Genomic DNA, 16397 nt, shown 5'->3' on the forward strand with positions numbered 1-16397 from the left:
CACCGCTTAGGAGCGATTCCAGATGCTTACCGATCTCAACGCACCCGCCGCCCGCCGTCGCAATGGCCCCCGGCACCTCCACGAGGACGCTCCCGACACCGCGGCGGCCTTCACGCGGCTCGCCGCTCTTGACGGCGGACCCGAGTACGACCTGCTCTGCGAGGAGATCGTGACGGCCTGGCTGCCGATGGCACACCGGCTGGCCGGCCGCTTCCGCAACAAGGGGGAGAACCTCGAGGATCTGCGGCAGGTCGCCGCGATGGGCCTGATCAAGGCGGTCAACCGGTACGAGCCGGAGCGCGGCGCCTTCGAGAGCTACGCCGTGCCCACCATCACCGGTGAGCTGCGCCGGCACTTCCGCGACCGCATGTGGGACGTACGCGTGCCCCGTCGCGTCCAGGAGCTGCGCAACAAGGTCCGGGTCGCGCGCCGCGACCTCATGGACCGGCCGGGCAGCGACACCGAGCCCAGGTCGGCGGACGTCGCCGAACTGGCGGGGCTGACCGAGGGCGAGGTCCGTGAGGGGATGGAGGCCATGACGAGTTACAGCGCCCTGTCGCTGGACGCCGAGATGTCCTTCGACCCCGATGGCTTCAGCCTGGCCGACACTCTTGGGGCCACCGATCCCGCCTACGACTGCATCACCGACCGGGAGGCCGCCAAGACGGGTCTGCGACGGCTGCCGGAGCGTGAACGGACCATCCTGTACCTGCGCTTCTTCGAGGACATGACGCAGAGCAGGATCGCCGAGGAGCTCGGCATCTCCCAGATGCACGTCTCCCGCCTCATCACCACCAGTTGCGCCCGTGTGCGCGCGGAAGCCGTCCGCGGAGAAGACGGCGCCGGGCACGCTCAGGCCGCATGACCGCGGGCGCGTGAACCACGCGCCGCCCGCGCCGAGTCCCTGGGGCGCCAGGGCCGCCCCAGGGGCTCAGCAACCACCGCCCGACCCCGAGCTCCCCCTCACGGCCAACCCAGCCGAGCACACGACTCCTTACCGGCGAGTAGTATCGCGAGTCACGCTGCCTTGTGATGCCGAGCCATCTGGAGACCCTGTGTCCGCGTCGCCGCCTCTCCCCGCTCCCGCCCTCCTCCGCCCCGGCCGAGGAGTGCAGCGATGACCCGCGTGCAAGTCGGCTCACTCGTCGAGGACTTCACCCTGCCCGACGAGACGGGCGCGTCCACGTCCCTCACGGCGCTTCTGTCCGAAGGCCCCGTCGTGGTGTTCTTCTACCCGGCGGCCATGACCCCCGGCTGCACCGCCCAGGCCTGTCACTTCCGGGACCTTGCGGCGGAGTTCGCGGCGGTGGGCGCCAGGCCGGTGGGGATCAGCTCGGACGCCGTGGAACGCCAGCGCGAGTTCGCGGGGCGGCACACCTTCGGGTTCCCGCTGCTGTCCGACCCGGAGGGCGTCGTACGTGGGCGGTTCGGCGTGGCACGCGGCTTCGGCCCCCTGCCGACCAGGCGGACCACGTTCGTCATCGGCACCGACCGGCGCGTGATCGAGGTGGTCCGCAGCGAGTTCCGGATGAGCGCCCACGCGGACCGGGCGCTGGCGGCACTGCGGTCGGCCGCCGGTCAGTAGGCCCGCCCTCCAGGACGGGCGGCGGAAGCTGACCAGGCCTCTTCCGCCGCGAGCGCCGTGGGGTACGTGGGGAAGACCTGGCTCAGGCCCACCAGTGCGAGGATGCGGCTGATGCGCCCCGGCACCGCCGCCAGGGCAATGGCCGCACCGGCGGCGAGGGCGTGGTTGCGGGCGGCGATCAGTGCGCTGATGCCGCTCGAATCGCAGAGGGTGACGCCCGTCAGGTCGACGACGAGCTGCTGGCCACGCCGCACGGAAAGGCCGGGCAGGACACCGCGGAGCTGGGAGCAGCTCTCGTGGTCCAGCTCTCCCGTCAGTTCGACGACGGGTCCCGTGGCGGTGGTCCGGGTGCGGACGGCTAGCTGGGTCACTGCTGCTCTTCACTGATCGGTAGGGGCACGCTGATGGCGAGGACAGCGGTGTCGTCCTCGACGCCGGCGCCGAAGGTGTCGAGCAGGTCGCGGATCGATGCCACGGTGGCCGGAGCCGTCGTCGGCGCCAGCGCCTGGGTGAAGCCGAGGAGGGCTTCGTCCCCGTAGCGGTCGTCGTCGCTGTTCGAAGCCGTGTGGGCTTCGGTGAGGCCGTCGGTGTACAGCAGCAGGGTGTCGCCCGCCGCGAGGCAGATGGTCGTGGTGGCGATGTGCGCGTCGGGCAGGACCCCGATGAGCTGCCCGCCGGGGGTCGGCAGATGATCGGCGCTGCCGTCCGCCCGCATGAGCAGGGCCGGGGGGTGGCCGCCGCTGGCCAGGGTGACGCGGAAGCCGCCCCCCTCGGGGTCGGGGGTGAGCAGCCCGAAGATGACCGTGCAGAAGCGGGGGTCGTCGCCGTTGTACTCGTGGTTGAGGACCGTGTTGAGGTTGGCGAGGACCGCGGCCGGATCGGGGTCGTAGACGGCGGCGGCACGCAGGGTGTAGCGGGCCAGGGAGGTGATGGCCGCGGCGGCGGCGCCCTTGCCGCACACGTCCCCCAGGAACAGTCCCCACGTACCGGCGGCCAGGGGGAACAGATCGTAGAAGTCGCCGCCGACCATGTCCGTGGAGGCGATGTGGTAGTGCGCGGCCACCTCAAGACCGGGCACGCTCACGAGCGCCGGGGGCAACAGCGTCTGCTGGAGGACGGCGTTGAGTCGCTTGAGCTCTTCGCGCTCGCGTTCGGCTTCCTGCCGGGCGCGCAGCAGTTCGGTCTCGTACGAGCGTCGGTCGCGTGCGTCGAAGACAGTGGTGCGAATGAGCAGCGGCTGCCCGTCGCTGCCGGTCTTGACCGTGGAGGTCACCAGGACGGGCAGGCGGCTGCCGTCGGCCCTTTTGAGTTCCAGGGCGACACCGCTGAGCTCGCCCTGCATCTGCAGCAGGGGCCCGAAATGCGTCTCGTGGTAGAGCCGGCCGCCCACGGTCAGCAGGTCGGAGAACGTCTTGCGGCCCACAAGGTCCTCACGGGCGTATCCGAGCCAGTCGAGCAACGTCATGTTGATCTTGGCGATGGTGCCGTCGAGGAGCGTGGAGAGGTATCCGCACGGGGCGTGCTCGTACAGGTCCTCGACGCTGTCCTCCAGCAGAGCGGAGAACATCGCCGAGGGATCCGCGGACCGCTCCTCACGCTGTTCTCCGACCCACTCCTCGGGCTGTTCCTCCGACTGTTCCTCCGGCTCCGAGGGCTCGCCGCCCCCGCCGTCGCTGGTCCTGCTCATCATCTCGCGCCTCCGACGAAGCCGGTGATCGCGGCGGCCGTTTCCTCCGGTGCGGCGAGCTGGGGGCAGTGGCCGGTCGCGTTCAGGGTGACGATACGGCTGCCGGGGATCCGGTCGTGGACGAAGGCTCCGACCTCCGGGGGCGCGATCGCGTCACGGGAGCACTGCGCGATCAGAGTGGGCACGCTGACCTTGGCGAGGTCCTCACGATTGTCGGAAAGGAATGTGACACGGGCGAAGACGCGGGCGATGTCCGGATCGGTGCGGCAGAAGCTGTTGGTCAGTTCCTCGCCCAGTTCCGGCCGCTCGGGATTGCCCATGATCACCGGGGCCATGGCACCCGACCAGCCCAGATAGTTCGCATCCAGCGAGCCGAGGAGTTCATCGATGTCCTCGGCGCTGAAGCCGCCGCGATATCCCTCGGCCGGATCGTCGATGAAGCACGGCGACGGCGCCAGCAGCACCAGCCCGGCAAATGCCTCCGGCTCCCGCGCCGCGGCAAGGACGCCCATCATCGCGCTCACCGAGTGACCCACGAACGTCACCGGGCCGAGCGCCAGCTCACGGCAGATCTCCAGCACATCTTCCACATAGCCCTCGAGCGAGGAATAGCGTTCCTCGCTCCACGCCGACAGATCGGAGCGCCCGGCTCCGACGTGGTCGAACAGGACCACGGTGTAATCGCGCTCGAGGATCGGCACCACGAGCCGCCACATGTTCTGGTCGCATCCGAAGCCGTGCGCCAGCATCACCACGGGCCCTCCGGCGCGGCCGGTGACCGTCACATGATTCCTGCTCACTGCAGCCATGGGCCACATCGTCGCAGAATCCCCGCCGACTGCTTCATCGAGGCCGCCGTACGGCCCGTGCCTGGTCACGCCCTGTTCCACCGCCGCGCCGGCCGGCGGGTCGCCCGACCAGGCCCGCGCCGCGTGTCGCACGTCATTCATCTCGCGATGGGTACGCACGTGAAGCACGGGGCGTGCCTGGCGTGTGTCTGTCACCATGTTCTCGACTGCACTCGCTGGTGCGGCGCGGGGCCCGGGCATGCGCCGGGTGTGCCCGACGGTTCGGGCGGACGGCTTCGCTCGATGGGGCCGTCGATCCGGGGCCGGAGCAGAATGTGACGCGTCCAGCAGGGTAAGGGAGCAGGAAACGGGGACGCGGGGACGAAGGTGGAGAGGACATGGAGTCAGCCGGTAGTGGCGGCGAGGGGTCGACGGCAGCACAGCTCATGGGCCTCGCCGTTCCTTTGAACGACGTGGATTCCTCCATCGCGCAAGCACGTCACCTCGCCCTCGACTTCCTCACCCGCGCCCAGGCGGACCAGGACGTCGACATCTCCGCCCGCGCGATGGACCTGACGCAGCTGGTGGTCAGCGAACTGGTCACCAACGCCCGCAAGTACGCACCCGGGCCGATGCTGATGGAGCTGCGCATCGTGGACTCCACGGTGGCGGTGACCGTGCACGACAGCGCCCGTACCCGCCCCGTCGCACGCTCCGAGGACCCGCGCAGGATCGGCGGGCACGGCCTGGAGATCGTCAAGGCCGTCGCCCAAGATTTCCACGTCCAGCTCGAACCGGCCGGCAAGCGCGTCACCGCCCGCATCGCCCTGGCCGGCGAACCGGCCACAGGCGTCCGAGAAGCCGGCGTCCCCCACAGCGCCCACTGATCGGCTCACAGCGCCGGACCTCCCGCCCTCGGTAGGCCGCAGGAGTGACACACGCGACGGCCGGGTACACGAGGCACCTCGTGGAACGGCGAGCGCGCTAGGTATCTGTACGGCGCTCGCGTGCCGAGCCCGCTGCCCCCTGCCGAGAAGGAGAACCGACATGCCGGACAAGGCAACGGACGTCGTGGAGCTGATCCTCGACGATCACCGGCGGATGGAAGAACTGTTCCGCGCCATGCGCAGCGTGGAGGCCGAACGGGCAGAGGCCCTGAAGAAGTTCGCCGACCTGCTCATCGCGCACGCGCTCGCGGAGGAAGCCGAGGTCTACCCGGCCCTCAGGCGCTACCGGGACATCGACAACGAAGAGGTCGAACACGGCGTCGAGGAGCACGAGGAGGGCAACGAAGCGCTGCTTGCCCTCCTGGAGGTGGACGACGTCGGCTCCGACGACTGGGACGAGAAACTGGAGAAGCTCGTCGAGGCGGTGACCCACCACACCGACGAGGAGGAGCGGACGATCCTCAACGGAGCACGCGAGAACGTGGCCATGGAACGCCGCGAGGAATTGGGCACCGCTTTCACCAAGGAACGCGACAAGCACCTCAAGGCGGGCTGCGGAAGCGTCGACAACGTCCGCCGCATCGTGAAGGACTGACGTCCCTGAGAGCCGTTTCATTCGCGTGGCGGCCAGCCGTCACGGCCGAAACGGTTAAAGAACATTCCATGGAAGAAAACGCGGCCGGCCATTGCGTGCGTGTCCGGGGAGCCAACGAGCACAATCTGCGGAACGTGGACGTGGACATTCCCCGGGACGCGATGGTCGCCTTCACCGGCGTCTCCGGCTCGGGCAAGTCCTCGCTCGCCTTCGGCACGCTCTACGCCGAGGCCCAGCGCCGGTACTTCGAGTCCGTCGCGCCCTATGCCCGTCGGCTGCTGCAGCAGGTCGGTGCGCCGCACGTGCAGGAGATCACCGGGCTGCCGCCCGCCGTGGCGCTGCAGCAACGTCGCGGGGCACCCAGTTCGCGGTCCACGGTCGGCACGCTCACCACGCTGTCCAACCTGCTGCGCATCCTCTACTCCCGGGCCGGGACCTATCCGCCGGACGCCGAACGGCTGGAGGCCGAGGCGTTCTCGCCCAACACGTCGGCGGGCGCCTGCCCCGAGTGCCACGGGCTCGGCGCCGTGCACGACGTCACCGAGCAGCTGCTCGTCCCTGACCCGTCGCTGAGCATCCGGGACGGTGCCATCGCGGCCTGGCCGGGCGCCTGGCAGGGGGCGAACCTGCGCAGCATCGTGAGCGGCCTCGGCATCGACATCGACAGGCCGTGGCGCAGGCTCAAGAAGAAGGACAGGGAGTGGCTGCTGTATACCGACGAGCAGCCGTCCGTGCTCATCGAGCCCGAGCCGGGGCGCGTCGACTACGGCTATTACGGCAAGTTCTGGAGCGCCCGCAAGCATGTCATGCATGTCCTCGCCGACTCCAAGAGCCAGCGGATGCGCGATCGCGCGATGCGGTTCGTCCAAGGGGTGCCCTGCCCCGAGTGCGAGGGCAGCGGTCTGCGGCCCGAGGCGCTCGCGGTCACCTTCGCGGGGCATTCCGTCGCCGAGGTCAACGCGCTGCCGCTCGCCGAGGTCGCGGACCTGCTGCGGCCCGTCGCGGAACTGCCGGAGGCCTCGGCCGCGATCTCGTCCGCCCGATCCGGGGAGAGCACCGAGGTCGCCGTACGGATCTGCGCCGACGTGGTCGCACGCGTCGAGGTGCTGCTCGGCCTCGGGCTCGGCTACCTCAGCCTCGGCCGCCGCTCGACGACCCTCTCCCCCGGCGAGGCGCAACGCCTGCGGATCGCCACCCAGCTGCGGTCCGGGCTGTTCGGCGTCGTCTACGTGCTGGACGAGCCGTCGGCGGGGCTGCACCCCGCCGACGCGGAGCCACTGCTCGACGTCCTGGACCGGCTGAAGGCCGCGGGCAACTCGCTGTTCGTCGTGGAGCACGACATGGACGTCGTACGGCGGGCGGACTGGGTCGTCGACATCGGGCCCGGCGCCGGCGAGGCGGGCGGCCGGGTGCTGTACAGCGGTCCGGTGGCCGGTCTGGAAAAGGTCGAGGAGTCGGCCACGAGCCGCTACCTGTTCGGACGCGCCGAGCCGGTCGCCCATCGCCCCCGCAAGCCGCAGGGGTGGCTGCACCTGCGCGGGGTGTCCCGGCACAACCTGCGGGACGTGTCCGTGGACGTGCCGCTCGGCGTGCTGACGGCGGTCACCGGCGTCTCGGGCTCCGGGAAGTCGACGCTGGTCACGCAGGTGCTCGCCGAGGTCGTGCGCACCCACCTCGGGCTCGCGCCCGAAGACGAGGAGCACGCGGACCACGGGGAGCCCGGCCAGGCGGCGCTCGAAGTCGACGTACGGGACGCGGAAGGCCTCGAATCCTTCGACCGTCTCGTCCGCGTCGACCAGCGGCCCATCGGCCGCACACCCCGCTCCAACCTGGCGACGTACACCGGGATGTTCGATGCCGTACGCAAGGTGTACGCGGCGACGGACGAGGCCCGGGAGCGCGGCTACTCGCCCGGCCGCTTCTCCTTCAACGTTCCCGACGGCCGGTGCGAGACGTGCCAGGGCGAAGGCTTCGTCACGGTCGAGCTGCTGTTCCTGCCGGGAACCTACGCCCCGTGCCCGACGTGCCACGGCGCGCGGTACAACGCCGAGACCCTGGAAGTGACCTACCGGGGCAAGCACATCGCGGACGTGCTCGCGCTGTCCGTCGACGACGCCGCCACGTTCCTCGCCGATGTGCCCGCTGCCTCCCGAAGCCTCGAAACACTCCGGGAGGTGGGCCTGGGATACCTGCGCCTCGGCCAGCCGGCGACGGAGCTCAGCGGTGGTGAGGCCCAGCGCATCAAGCTCGCCACCGAGCTCCAGCGGGCCCGCCGCGGCCACGCGCTCTACCTGCTCGACGAGCCGACCGCGGGCCTGCACCCCGCGGACATCGCCCTGCTGCTCCGCCAGCTGCACCGGCTCGTCGACGCCGACAACACGGTCGTCCTGGTCGAGCACGACCTCGACACGATCGCCACCGCCGACTGGGTCGTCGACCTCGGGCCGGGCGGCGGCGACGCGGGCGGCCGGGTGGTGGCGACCGGCACACCCGCCAAGGTCGCCCGGTCACGGCGCAGCGCCACCGCCCCCTACCTCGCGCCGCGGTTGCGGCGCTCCTGAGCGGGGTCGGCGACGCGGGCGGCCCCGGTTGTCTCGTCATCCGGCCCGCCCCGCCCGAGAGCCGACTGATCGGTTAGAAAGGAGCGATCAGTCGCCCCCGCCCAGAGGTCGTACGCACATGCCCGCCGCCGCAGCCCCCTGGCTGCTCCTCGCCGTCTTCTCCGGCACCCTGATATCCCTGCAAGCGCGCATCACCGGTGAGCTCGCCGCCGGGCTCGGCGGCGACGGTTTCGCAGCCGCGGTGATCTCGTTCGGCTCGGGATTCCTCGTACTGACCCTCGGGCTCCTCGTCCTGCGCGGGCCGCGCCGTGGGGTCGGCCTGGTGCTCGCGGACGTACGGGGCAGGCGGCTCAAGTGGTGGCAGGTGCTCGGCGGCTTCGGAGGAGCCGCCTTCCTGCTCGCGCAGGGACTGACCGTGGGAGCGCTCGGGGTCGCACTGTTCACGGTCGCGATCGTCGCGGGCCAGGTCACCGGAGGTCTGCTCTTCGACCGGATGGGGCTCGGTCCCGCCGGACCGCAGCGGCCCACCCGACGCAGGGTCGTCGGTGCGGTGCTCGTGCTCGCGGCCGTGGGCCTGTCGATGGCGGACAAACTGGGCGGCGGATTCCCCTACTTGATGCTGTTGCTGCCGCTGGTCGCGGGCGTGTGCGTGAGCTGGCAGCAGGCGGTCAACGGCCATGTGAAGAACGCCGCCGGGTCCGCGTACGCGGGGACGTTCTTCAACTTCGTCGCCGGTACCGCCGCGCTGAGCGTGATCTTCCTGGTGCACGCCGTGGCCGCCGGGGTGCCGTCCCGCCTGCCGACCGAGCCGTACGTCTACCTCGGCGGCCTGGTCGGCATCTCCTTCATCACCATCGCGGTCGCCGCCGTGCAGAAACTCGGCGTCCTGCTCCTCGGACTGTGCACGATCACCGGCCAGTTGGTCGGTTCGCTGGCGCTCGATCTGCTGCTGCCGCACGGTGACACGGATGTCACGGCGGCCACCGTCGCGGGCGTCGCGCTGGCCTTGGCGGCGGTGGCGCTCGCGGCGCTGACGGGCACGCGGACGGGCCGGGTGGTCGCCTCGGGCAGCGCGGTGCGTACCGCGGACGCGGAGCGAGTGGACGGCCCGTCCGCGCGCCAGTGAGCGAATCGTCACGCGCCGGTCGGCACGCCCGCGTTGGCGAGGATCTCGCGGGCCGGCAGAGCGGTGCTCTGCGCGGCGGTCAGACCGGAGGCCGCCAGGTGGGCGTCCACGATGCGCAGCCCGGCCGCGTACCCGGCGAAGTCCGGCAGTCCCACGGGTTGCTGCCCCATGAGCTGGGCGGTGGCGTCACCGAGTACGTACGCGGTCAGTTTCTCCATCCCTGCCACGTCGATGTCGGCAGTGATCTTCCTGTGGGCGTGGTCGAGATCGGCGCCGGTCAGCGCCTTCGACCACGGCCCCATGGCCTCCTCGCCGGCCATCTCCCGCACGAACGCCTCGCCGAGGCCCTCGGAGACGACCCACTCCCCGACGGTGACAGCCACCGGGTCCCAGGCCACGTTGGCGTAGCGGACGTTGTGGTGGAGCTCGTGCGCGGCGCCGTGGCCGATCTTCCGCAGGCTCGTGCCGGTGGGCCACATCGTCAGATGGATCGCGCCCGGAATCCCGCCCATGCCGAAGTAACCGGCGCTGCGCTCCGTCAGGTGGGGGTCGTCGGGATTGCCCAGCACGAGGACGACGTGCACGGTGTCGGCGTGCTTGATGCCGGGCACGGCGCCGCTGATCCGCTCCCACGAGGTCACGAGGGACTCCTCGACCCGGTCCCACACCCCCGCGTCCCGCATCTGACGCAGGGCGGGCAGATACCGCGGATCGTCACGGTCGAGCCGAAAGCCGCTGCCCTGCTGGTGCATCGCGACGAGGTCCGGGTCGCCCATCACGGACATCGCGCCCTGGAGAGGGGCGAGCATGTCCCGCAGGGCGTCGGGCCGCTCGTCCAGCGGTCGCTTCAGGAGGTCGTGCATGGCGGACGCGGTGTCATGAACAACAATCTTCATGGCTCAGGACCGTAGGACCTCACGCAGCGGGAGGTTCAAGTGCCGCTTCGCGCACCGCTCAGCCCGGGTCCACATCGGTGTGCAGCAGATTGTGGTCCGAGTACGAGGTGAGGTGTACGCGGTGCCTCAGCGGGGCGATGCCGCGCAGGAAGACGTAGTCGAACTTGCTGAGCCAGTCGGTGGTCGGCTTGCAGGTGCCGGCGGACACGGGACGGCACTGCTCGTCCGTGTCCGCTGCCAGATCCCATATCCGGGAGAGTTCGGGAGCCTGGGGCACGGCGTTGAAGTCGCCGAGCACGATGGCGCGGTCGTGCCGGGCGACGGCGGTGGCCAGTACGCCGACCTGGTCCGCCCGGACCTCTTCCTGCTGCCGCTGGGCGAGGTGTGTGTTGAAGACCCGCACGGACCGCCCGCCCACCGTCGTGGTGACCGCCATGTAGCCGCGGTCCTCGGAGCCGCCGTCGGGGTACTCCTCGTTCACGCGGTCGGTCATCGGCGCCGCCGAGAGAACCGCCTGACCGAAGCCCCCGGGGCTCCAGGGCACTCCCCCACAGCGACCCCAACTGCTAAGCACCGAGCCGTACTCGACGTGGTAGACCAGCCCGTGCAGGTACTCCAGATAGTCCCGGATCCGTTGGACGTCACCCACGCACGCTTCCTGCAGACCGATGACCTGAGGCGCGTACGAGGCGATCTCCGCGGCCCGGTCCACATCGCTCTCCTCGCAGGGGTTGCAGATGTTCCACGTCATCACCCGGTTCGGCACGACGTCCCTGACGGCCTCGACAGGCCGCGATCCACCGAAGAGGGCGTCGCTCGGCGCGCTGGGACCGATGAGCACCATGCAGGCCAGGGTCATGGCGCCCGCGAGCAACCGTGTGGTCCTTGCGAGCACCATCGCCTCCTTGGTGTGGCTGCACAGAGCATCTGACGTCTCCACGCACGAGGTTATGGGACGAGGTCGCCGGCAACACGCGCTTCCGTTCCTTCACCGCTACGGCACGCCGACCGGGCACCACCATCACCACCGCGTCCGCCCTGCCCGTCCGCTTCACTGGTGAGGCATCATCCGTACATGTCCTCGTAGATGTTCAGGGCGCACAGCGGGACCCGGCGACCTGATCGGACGAAAAGCCTAGTGACGGGTGCACAGCCATGGCAGACGCGTACTTCACGACGGAGCAGTGCCCGAGCTGCGGCCGTCACACGGACGGCCTCTCCAACCGTTTCACCTGCACGGTCTGCGACACCGTCTGGACCTCCGGGATCTCCGAGTCCGTCGTCACCCTGGGTCCGCTGGACACGACGATCCTCTGCCCTCCGAAGCGGGCCTAACGCTCGGTGCCCTGCCTGGCCTGTGCGATGAGGAGCGCGATGTCGTCGGTGGTGTCCCCGTCGCGCAAAGCCTCCAGGAGGTGGGTGCAGGTGGCCTGCAGGGGGCCACTGTGGTCGAGGAGGCGCAGGAGCTCGTCCAGGCGTTCGTCGATGGTGTGATGGCGGGTCTCGACCAGGCCGTCGGTGTACAGGACGAGGCGGTCGCCGGGGTTCAAATCGAGTTCGATGGTGCGGTACTGCGCGTGACCGACCCCGAGAGGAGTGCCCTCGGGCAGTGCCAGCAGGCGCGGCGGGCCGCCAAGGGGGATCAGCACCGGGGGCATGTGACCGGCGTTGGCGATGTGGCAGGCGTGGCGATGGGGGTCGTAGACGGCGTAGACGCAGGTGGCGATGTGGGTTTCCAGTCTGGCGGTGGTCGTGTCGAGGTGGCGCAGTACCTCGTCGGGAGGCATGGCCAGGTCGGCGAAGGCCTGGGTGGCGGTACGCAGGCGGCCCATCGTGGCGGCGGCGTCGATGCCGTGGCCCATGACGTCGCCCACGACCAGTGCGGTGCGGTCGCCGTCCAGGGGGATGACGTCGTACCAGTCGCCGCCCACCGCGCACGAGATCTGGGCCGGCTGGTAGCGCGACGCGATGTCCAGTCCGTGCAGCGGTGGCGGGGGCCCTGGCAGCAGACTGCGCTGGAGGGTCTCCGCGGTGAGACGGATGCTCTGGTGCCAGCGGGCGTTGTCGATGGCGATGGCGGCCCGGTGGGCGAGTTCGCCGGCCAGCAGGACATCGTCGTCGTCGAACGGTTCCGCGTTGCGGGCGCGCACCAGGTCCACGGCTCCCAGTACCTCCTGGTGGGCGGTGAGCGGCACCGCGAGATAGGAGTGGACGCCGGAACGGGCCAGGAGCCGCGCGGCGTCCGGGTCACGGGCGATGTGCTCCAGGTCCGCCGCGCCGACATCGGGCACGAGGACGGGTCGGCCGGTGCGGACGCAGCGGGTGATCAGGCGGTCCGCGCGGTATGAGGCAAGGCCGCCGAGTTGGTCGGCGGCCTCGGCCGCTTCGGAGGGATAGGCCCTCGCCAGGCCCAGCGCCCTGAACCGGCGCGGTCCGTCGGCATCGGCGCCGTGCCGCAGTTCGAGTGCCGAGTCGAGGATGTCCACCGCCGCGATGTCGGCCAGGTCGGGCACCATCACGTCGGCCAGTTCCTGGGCTGTCCGCTCCACCTCCAGCGTCGTGCCCACGCTCGCGGCGGCCGTGGCGAGCAGGGCGAGTCTGCGGCGTCCCCGCTCCGCCTCGGCCTCGGCACGGTGGCGTTCGGTGATGTCCACCACCGAGTTGGCCACCCCCATCAGCTGCCCGTGGGCCCCCTCCAGGCGGTAGTACGACACCGACCAGGCATGGTCGTGATCCGGATCGGCGGGGGTACGGCCCACGGCGTAGCGGTCGATGATCGGTGTCCCGGTGGCGAGAACCTCGCGCAGGCAGGACTCGATCGTTTCGACGTCGAGGAAGGTGAGGATGTCGCGGGGGTGGCGGCCGACGTGGTCGGCCGCCGACAGGCCGTTGATCCGTTCCAGTGCGGGATTGACCAGGAGGTAGCGCAGTTCGCGGTCGAGCAGCGCTACGCCCATGGGTGACTGGGACACCAGCTTCTCGCACAGCGCCAGGCCCGTCTCCATGCGGTGGAGCACCTGCCGGCCGGCCGCGATCCCGAGCGCGTAGACCTCGCCGTCCTCGTCGAGCAGCCGCATGTTGCGGAACTCCACGAGTCGGTTGACCCCGTCCTTGTGGCGGACCGGGAAGGCACCGGCCCAGCTCGTCCCGGTGGCCATCACCTCGGAGAACAGTCCGGCCGCCAGATCGCGGTGCCGCTCGTCGACGAGCAGGTGCGCGGCGTAGCACCCCAGCGCCTCCTTGGCCGTGTAACCGAAGACCTCTTCGGCCTGCGGGCTCCACAGCACGATGCGCCCTGACTGGTCCAGGACGACCGCGCAGACACCCAGCAGGTCCATGAGCCCGCCCGGTGGCACGGTCCCGCCGAGGCCATCGGCGTCGGATTCCGCTTCGCTGTCGCGCATGCCGAACACCTCCCGCCTCGCGCACCCTGCCCATCGCCGGGGCACGGCCCTTCCATGCTCACCCGCGCCTGGGCTCAGCACGACCCGACAGGGCTGCCAGGGCGGAGGCGGAAGCGGTGAAGGTCGCGCCTCTGGCATATTCCAAAGGTCATCACACCTGATCAGAAGCCTGTCGCGCCCTGTGGGTCATATGCCAGGGAGCTGCACCAGTTCCCCCGGGGATGCCGAGAACCACCACATGATCCAGAGCCGGTATGGTCGATATGACCCGAGCGCCGAGCCGTGGCGCCTTCTCGGGACCACGCATGTCAGCCATGTCAGCGAGGCAGTCGCCAACTGCCTTTGCTCGAACGTCAATTCCGGAACGCGGGGGCGAAACCCCTTGAGGGCAAGCGGTGTTGGAAGCGTTGGCATGCGGACGGTCGGCCGCCCGCGCAGGCGTAGGCCCTAGCAAGGAGACGAGAGATCGCTGCACAAGTCGGGCGCCTCGACGCTCCAGGAGAGACGCCTCACGAGAGCCCCCCGGCCGACCGTCCCCGAACCGCACGCGCCGAGCCGTCGGCCAGGAGCCGCATCATGCTGCTGCGTGCGCTCGGCGCGGAGCCCGTGACAGCCGCTCCACCCGCGGGCGGTATTCCGCACCCGGCCCTTCCCGCACCTCGTACACCCACTCCGGAACTCACCCCGGAAGACGCGTTCGACGCTCTGTACGTCTACGCCGCCCCTGGGTTGATCCGCCAGGCACACGTGCTTACGGGGAGTCTCCGATTGGCCTTCAAATCGGCGGAGCACGCGTTCCACCAAGCGTGGGACCACTGGCCCGAAGTCGCCCGGGACACCGACCCGGTGGGATGGGTACGCATACGGGCACACGCCTATGCCCTGTCACCCTGGCACCGGTTTCGCAGAATTTTCCTCCGCTCCTCCCCGGTCCCGGCCGACCCGCTCCTGCGCGCGATACTCGATCTCCCTCCCCGGCAGCGCCGCGCGCTCATGCTGTGCGACGGACTGGGCCTGCGCGTGTCCGAAGCAGCCGCCGAGACCGAGGCCGGCACCGCCGCCACCCGCAACAGACTGCTGTATGCGCGCGCGGCGCTCCGCGAACTGCGCCCCGATCAACCGTGGGACGCGACGCGGCAAGCACTCGTCGTGTTCCTCGAAAGCATGTCGGGCAGCACCGTGAGTCACCCGGCCTCCGTACGCGAGGACGGCGAACGCCGGATCCGCACGCTCACGCGCAGCGTCTGGGCAGCCGTGACAATCCTCATCGCCCTCGTCACGTTCACCATCGCCACCACGCCGTGATGGTTCGCTGACCACCGGGCCGTGGCTCACCTTCGCAGGCCGCCGGTCACCGGCGTCGACGGGCCCTGTCTCAGGCCGCGGGTGAGCTGGACGATTCTGCCGTTTCGGCGGCGACGCGGTATTGGTCGTTGAGACGCTGGGCCTCTTCGAGCTGGTCCTCGAGGATGACGATGCGACAGGCGGCCTCTATGGGCGTGCCCTGGTCGACGAGTTCGCGGGCGCGTGCGGCGACGCGCAGCTGGTAGCGGGAGTAGCGGCGGTGGCCGCCCGCGGAACGCAGCGGGGTGATGAGACGGGCTTCGCCGATGGCGCGCAGGAATCCCTGGGTGGTGCCGAGCATCTCGGCGGCTCGGCCCATGGTGAACGCGGGATAGTCATCGTCTTCGAGACGCCCGAACAAGTCGTCTGCTGTCATCGCACCTCTCTATGCAACGCATGGAACGCTTGTATGCCTGGAACGCGTGGAGGGGCCCGGATGCCTTGTCTGCACCCGGGCCCCGAAGGAACTGCTACACCATCTGCCGACCCTGATACTGCGTCGGCCCTCTGTTTCCGCAAGCCCGACCGAACTGCCGCCGGGGGTACGGGGATCGTTGCTCGACCGAAGACCACCTCACTGTCGATGTCCTGCGGTACCCGGACTCAAACTTCCGCCCGGGCGATCCTGATGGCGTTGCCCCTCCGTTCTTTCCCTCTGATCTTGCAACACGGGAACTGCGTACTGCTGTTACTGCGGGTACTTCGAACTGCATGTACTGCTACTGCTCGTACTGCCTACTGCTGTTCCTGCAACCTGCGGTACTGCTCACGGCGGCCCCTGATCACTGCGGGCCACCCGGTCCGGTCGCCAGTCCCGTCGCCGTCCTGCAACCGCTCTGGCTTCGAAACTCCACCACCGCACCGTCCTGCGTACTGCTGGCACTGCTCGTACTGCTGGTAATGCTGCCCGGCAGTTCGTGTCTGCCGGGCCTTGCTCGATCTCGGCTACGAGAGAAACCATAACCACACCGCCACCCAATGTCTACTCCGGCCGACATAGATTTACGCGTGTCCGTCAGACAGGTAGTCGATGTCGCCCAGGGGCGGGACGAGGAGTGCGCGGCGGGTTCAGGCTGCGGGAGCCGGCTTGGCGCCGAGGCGGACAGCGCCTACGACTGCTGCGACTCCGAAGGCGGCGACCGCGGCTGCGAGGGTCACGGCATCGGGTGCTCCCGCGCCGATCGTGGCAGCTGTCGTGCCACCGATCGCAGCCGTCGAGACGGCGGTCAAGGTGGCGAGACGCTTGCGGTTGGGGAGAGAGATCATGGGGGCTCCTTCAGTATTCGTGGCGTCGGTGGACCTCTCGCCGCCACCACGACAGTGGGGTTCGCATACCCGCCGACACCATGAACAGGCCGCCGCATTCTGCTGCTTCAGGCTTTGGGTGGGGGTCCTGTTCGTACCGTTGTTGCTGCAGCCGTCGCTCACGGCGGGATGATGTCCGTGCGTGGGCAGCGCTGCGCC

General features: G+C 69.9%; 16 protein-coding genes. 8 read left to right on the forward strand and 8 right to left on the reverse strand.

The window, feature by feature from the left end; all coding sequences use genetic code 11:
• Positions 1 to 22 precede the first annotated feature (22 nt).
• Entirely contained in the window at positions 23 to 865 is an 843-nt protein-coding gene (locus ACWD02_RS12610) for a SigB/SigF/SigG family RNA polymerase sigma factor (RefSeq protein ID WP_451208290.1), read from the forward strand.
• 252 nt (positions 866 to 1117) lie between these two features.
• Positions 1118 to 1585, forward strand: coding sequence for a peroxiredoxin (locus ACWD02_RS12615; protein ID WP_451208293.1), 468 nt, complete (start codon positions 1118 to 1120; stop codon positions 1583 to 1585).
• On the opposite strand, the gene ACWD02_RS12620 is transcribed toward ACWD02_RS12615, so the two are convergent.
• The 3 genes from ACWD02_RS12620 to ACWD02_RS12630 all read right to left on the reverse strand — a co-directional run bounded on the left by ACWD02_RS12620 (position 1579) and on the right by ACWD02_RS12630 (position 4081).
• The gene (locus ACWD02_RS12620; protein WP_451208296.1) at positions 1579 to 1956 is read right to left on the reverse strand and encodes an STAS domain-containing protein; all 378 of its coding nucleotides are present in this window, start codon (positions 1954 to 1956) and stop codon (positions 1579 to 1581) included. The two genes, ACWD02_RS12615 and ACWD02_RS12620, sit on opposite strands and share 7 nt — an antisense overlap.
• A complete protein-coding gene (locus ACWD02_RS12625; protein WP_451209181.1) occupies positions 1953 to 3152 on the reverse strand; it encodes a SpoIIE family protein phosphatase in 1200 nt (399 codons plus the stop codon). The genes ACWD02_RS12620 and ACWD02_RS12625 overlap by 4 nt, the downstream gene beginning before the upstream one ends.
• Before the next feature lie 119 nt (positions 3153 to 3271).
• Positions 3272 to 4081, reverse strand: a complete 810-nt coding sequence (locus tag ACWD02_RS12630; protein ID WP_451209184.1) for an alpha/beta fold hydrolase — start codon at positions 4079 to 4081, stop codon at positions 3272 to 3274.
• A gap of 377 nt (positions 4082 to 4458) precedes the next feature.
• On the opposite strand from ACWD02_RS12630, the gene ACWD02_RS12635 reads away from it, so the two are divergent.
• The 4 genes from ACWD02_RS12635 (at position 4459) to ACWD02_RS12650 (ending at position 9289) form a co-directional block, all read left to right on the forward strand.
• A complete protein-coding gene (locus ACWD02_RS12635; protein ID WP_451208299.1) occupies positions 4459 to 4947 on the forward strand; it encodes an ATP-binding protein in 489 nt (162 codons plus the stop codon).
• Between the two features lie 160 nt (positions 4948 to 5107).
• Positions 5108 to 5602, forward strand: a complete 495-nt coding sequence (locus ACWD02_RS12640; protein ID WP_451208302.1) for a hemerythrin domain-containing protein — start codon at positions 5108 to 5110, stop codon at positions 5600 to 5602.
• 68 nt (positions 5603 to 5670) lie between these two features.
• A complete protein-coding gene (gene uvrA / locus ACWD02_RS12645; protein ID WP_451208305.1) occupies positions 5671 to 8163 on the forward strand; it encodes an excinuclease ABC subunit UvrA in 2493 nt (830 codons plus the stop codon).
• 118 nt (positions 8164 to 8281) lie between these two features.
• Positions 8282 to 9289 (forward strand): DMT family transporter, encoded by a 1008-nt coding sequence (locus ACWD02_RS12650; RefSeq protein WP_451208308.1) that lies wholly within the window; start codon positions 8282 to 8284, stop codon positions 9287 to 9289.
• A gap of 8 nt (positions 9290 to 9297) precedes the next feature.
• Here the strand turns inward: ACWD02_RS12650 and ACWD02_RS12655 are convergent, their stop codons facing one another.
• Positions 9298 to 10185 carry a DUF2268 domain-containing protein gene (locus ACWD02_RS12655; protein ID WP_451208311.1) on the reverse strand — a complete coding sequence of 296 codons (888 nt, stop codon included), beginning with the start codon at positions 10183 to 10185 and terminating at the stop codon, positions 9298 to 9300.
• Positions 10186 to 10243: 58 nt separating this feature from the next.
• A complete protein-coding gene (locus ACWD02_RS12660; RefSeq protein ID WP_451209187.1) occupies positions 10244 to 11083 on the reverse strand; it encodes an endonuclease/exonuclease/phosphatase family protein in 840 nt (279 codons plus the stop codon).
• A 257-nt stretch (positions 11084 to 11340) separates the two neighbouring features.
• On the opposite strand from ACWD02_RS12660, the gene ACWD02_RS12665 reads away from it, so the two are divergent.
• Positions 11341 to 11520, forward strand: a complete 180-nt coding sequence (locus ACWD02_RS12665) for a hypothetical protein (protein WP_451208313.1) — start codon at positions 11341 to 11343, stop codon at positions 11518 to 11520.
• Here ACWD02_RS12665 and ACWD02_RS12670 read toward each other — a convergent pair.
• Positions 11517 to 13589: a SpoIIE family protein phosphatase gene (locus ACWD02_RS12670; RefSeq protein ID WP_451208316.1), complete on the reverse strand. Its 2073-nt coding sequence runs from the start codon at positions 13587 to 13589 to the stop codon at positions 11517 to 11519. The two genes, ACWD02_RS12665 and ACWD02_RS12670, sit on opposite strands and share 4 nt — an antisense overlap.
• Before the next feature lie 576 nt (positions 13590 to 14165).
• Between ACWD02_RS12670 and ACWD02_RS12675 the strand changes: the two genes are divergently transcribed.
• The gene (locus tag ACWD02_RS12675; RefSeq protein ID WP_451208318.1) at positions 14166 to 14894 is read left to right on the forward strand and encodes a sigma factor-like helix-turn-helix DNA-binding protein; all 729 of its coding nucleotides are present in this window, start codon (positions 14166 to 14168) and stop codon (positions 14892 to 14894) included.
• A 70-nt stretch (positions 14895 to 14964) separates the two neighbouring features.
• On the opposite strand, the gene ACWD02_RS12680 is transcribed toward ACWD02_RS12675, so the two are convergent.
• Positions 14965 to 15309, reverse strand: a complete 345-nt coding sequence (locus tag ACWD02_RS12680; protein WP_451208321.1) for a MerR family transcriptional regulator — start codon at positions 15307 to 15309, stop codon at positions 14965 to 14967.
• Positions 15310 to 16001: 692 nt separating this feature from the next.
• On the reverse strand, positions 16002 to 16199 hold the full coding sequence (locus tag ACWD02_RS12685) for a hypothetical protein (RefSeq protein WP_451208324.1): 198 nt from the start codon (positions 16197 to 16199) through the stop codon (positions 16002 to 16004).
• Positions 16200 to 16397: the final 198 nt, after the last annotated feature.

It is taken from the genome of Streptomyces sp. NPDC002853, assembly GCF_053591915.1.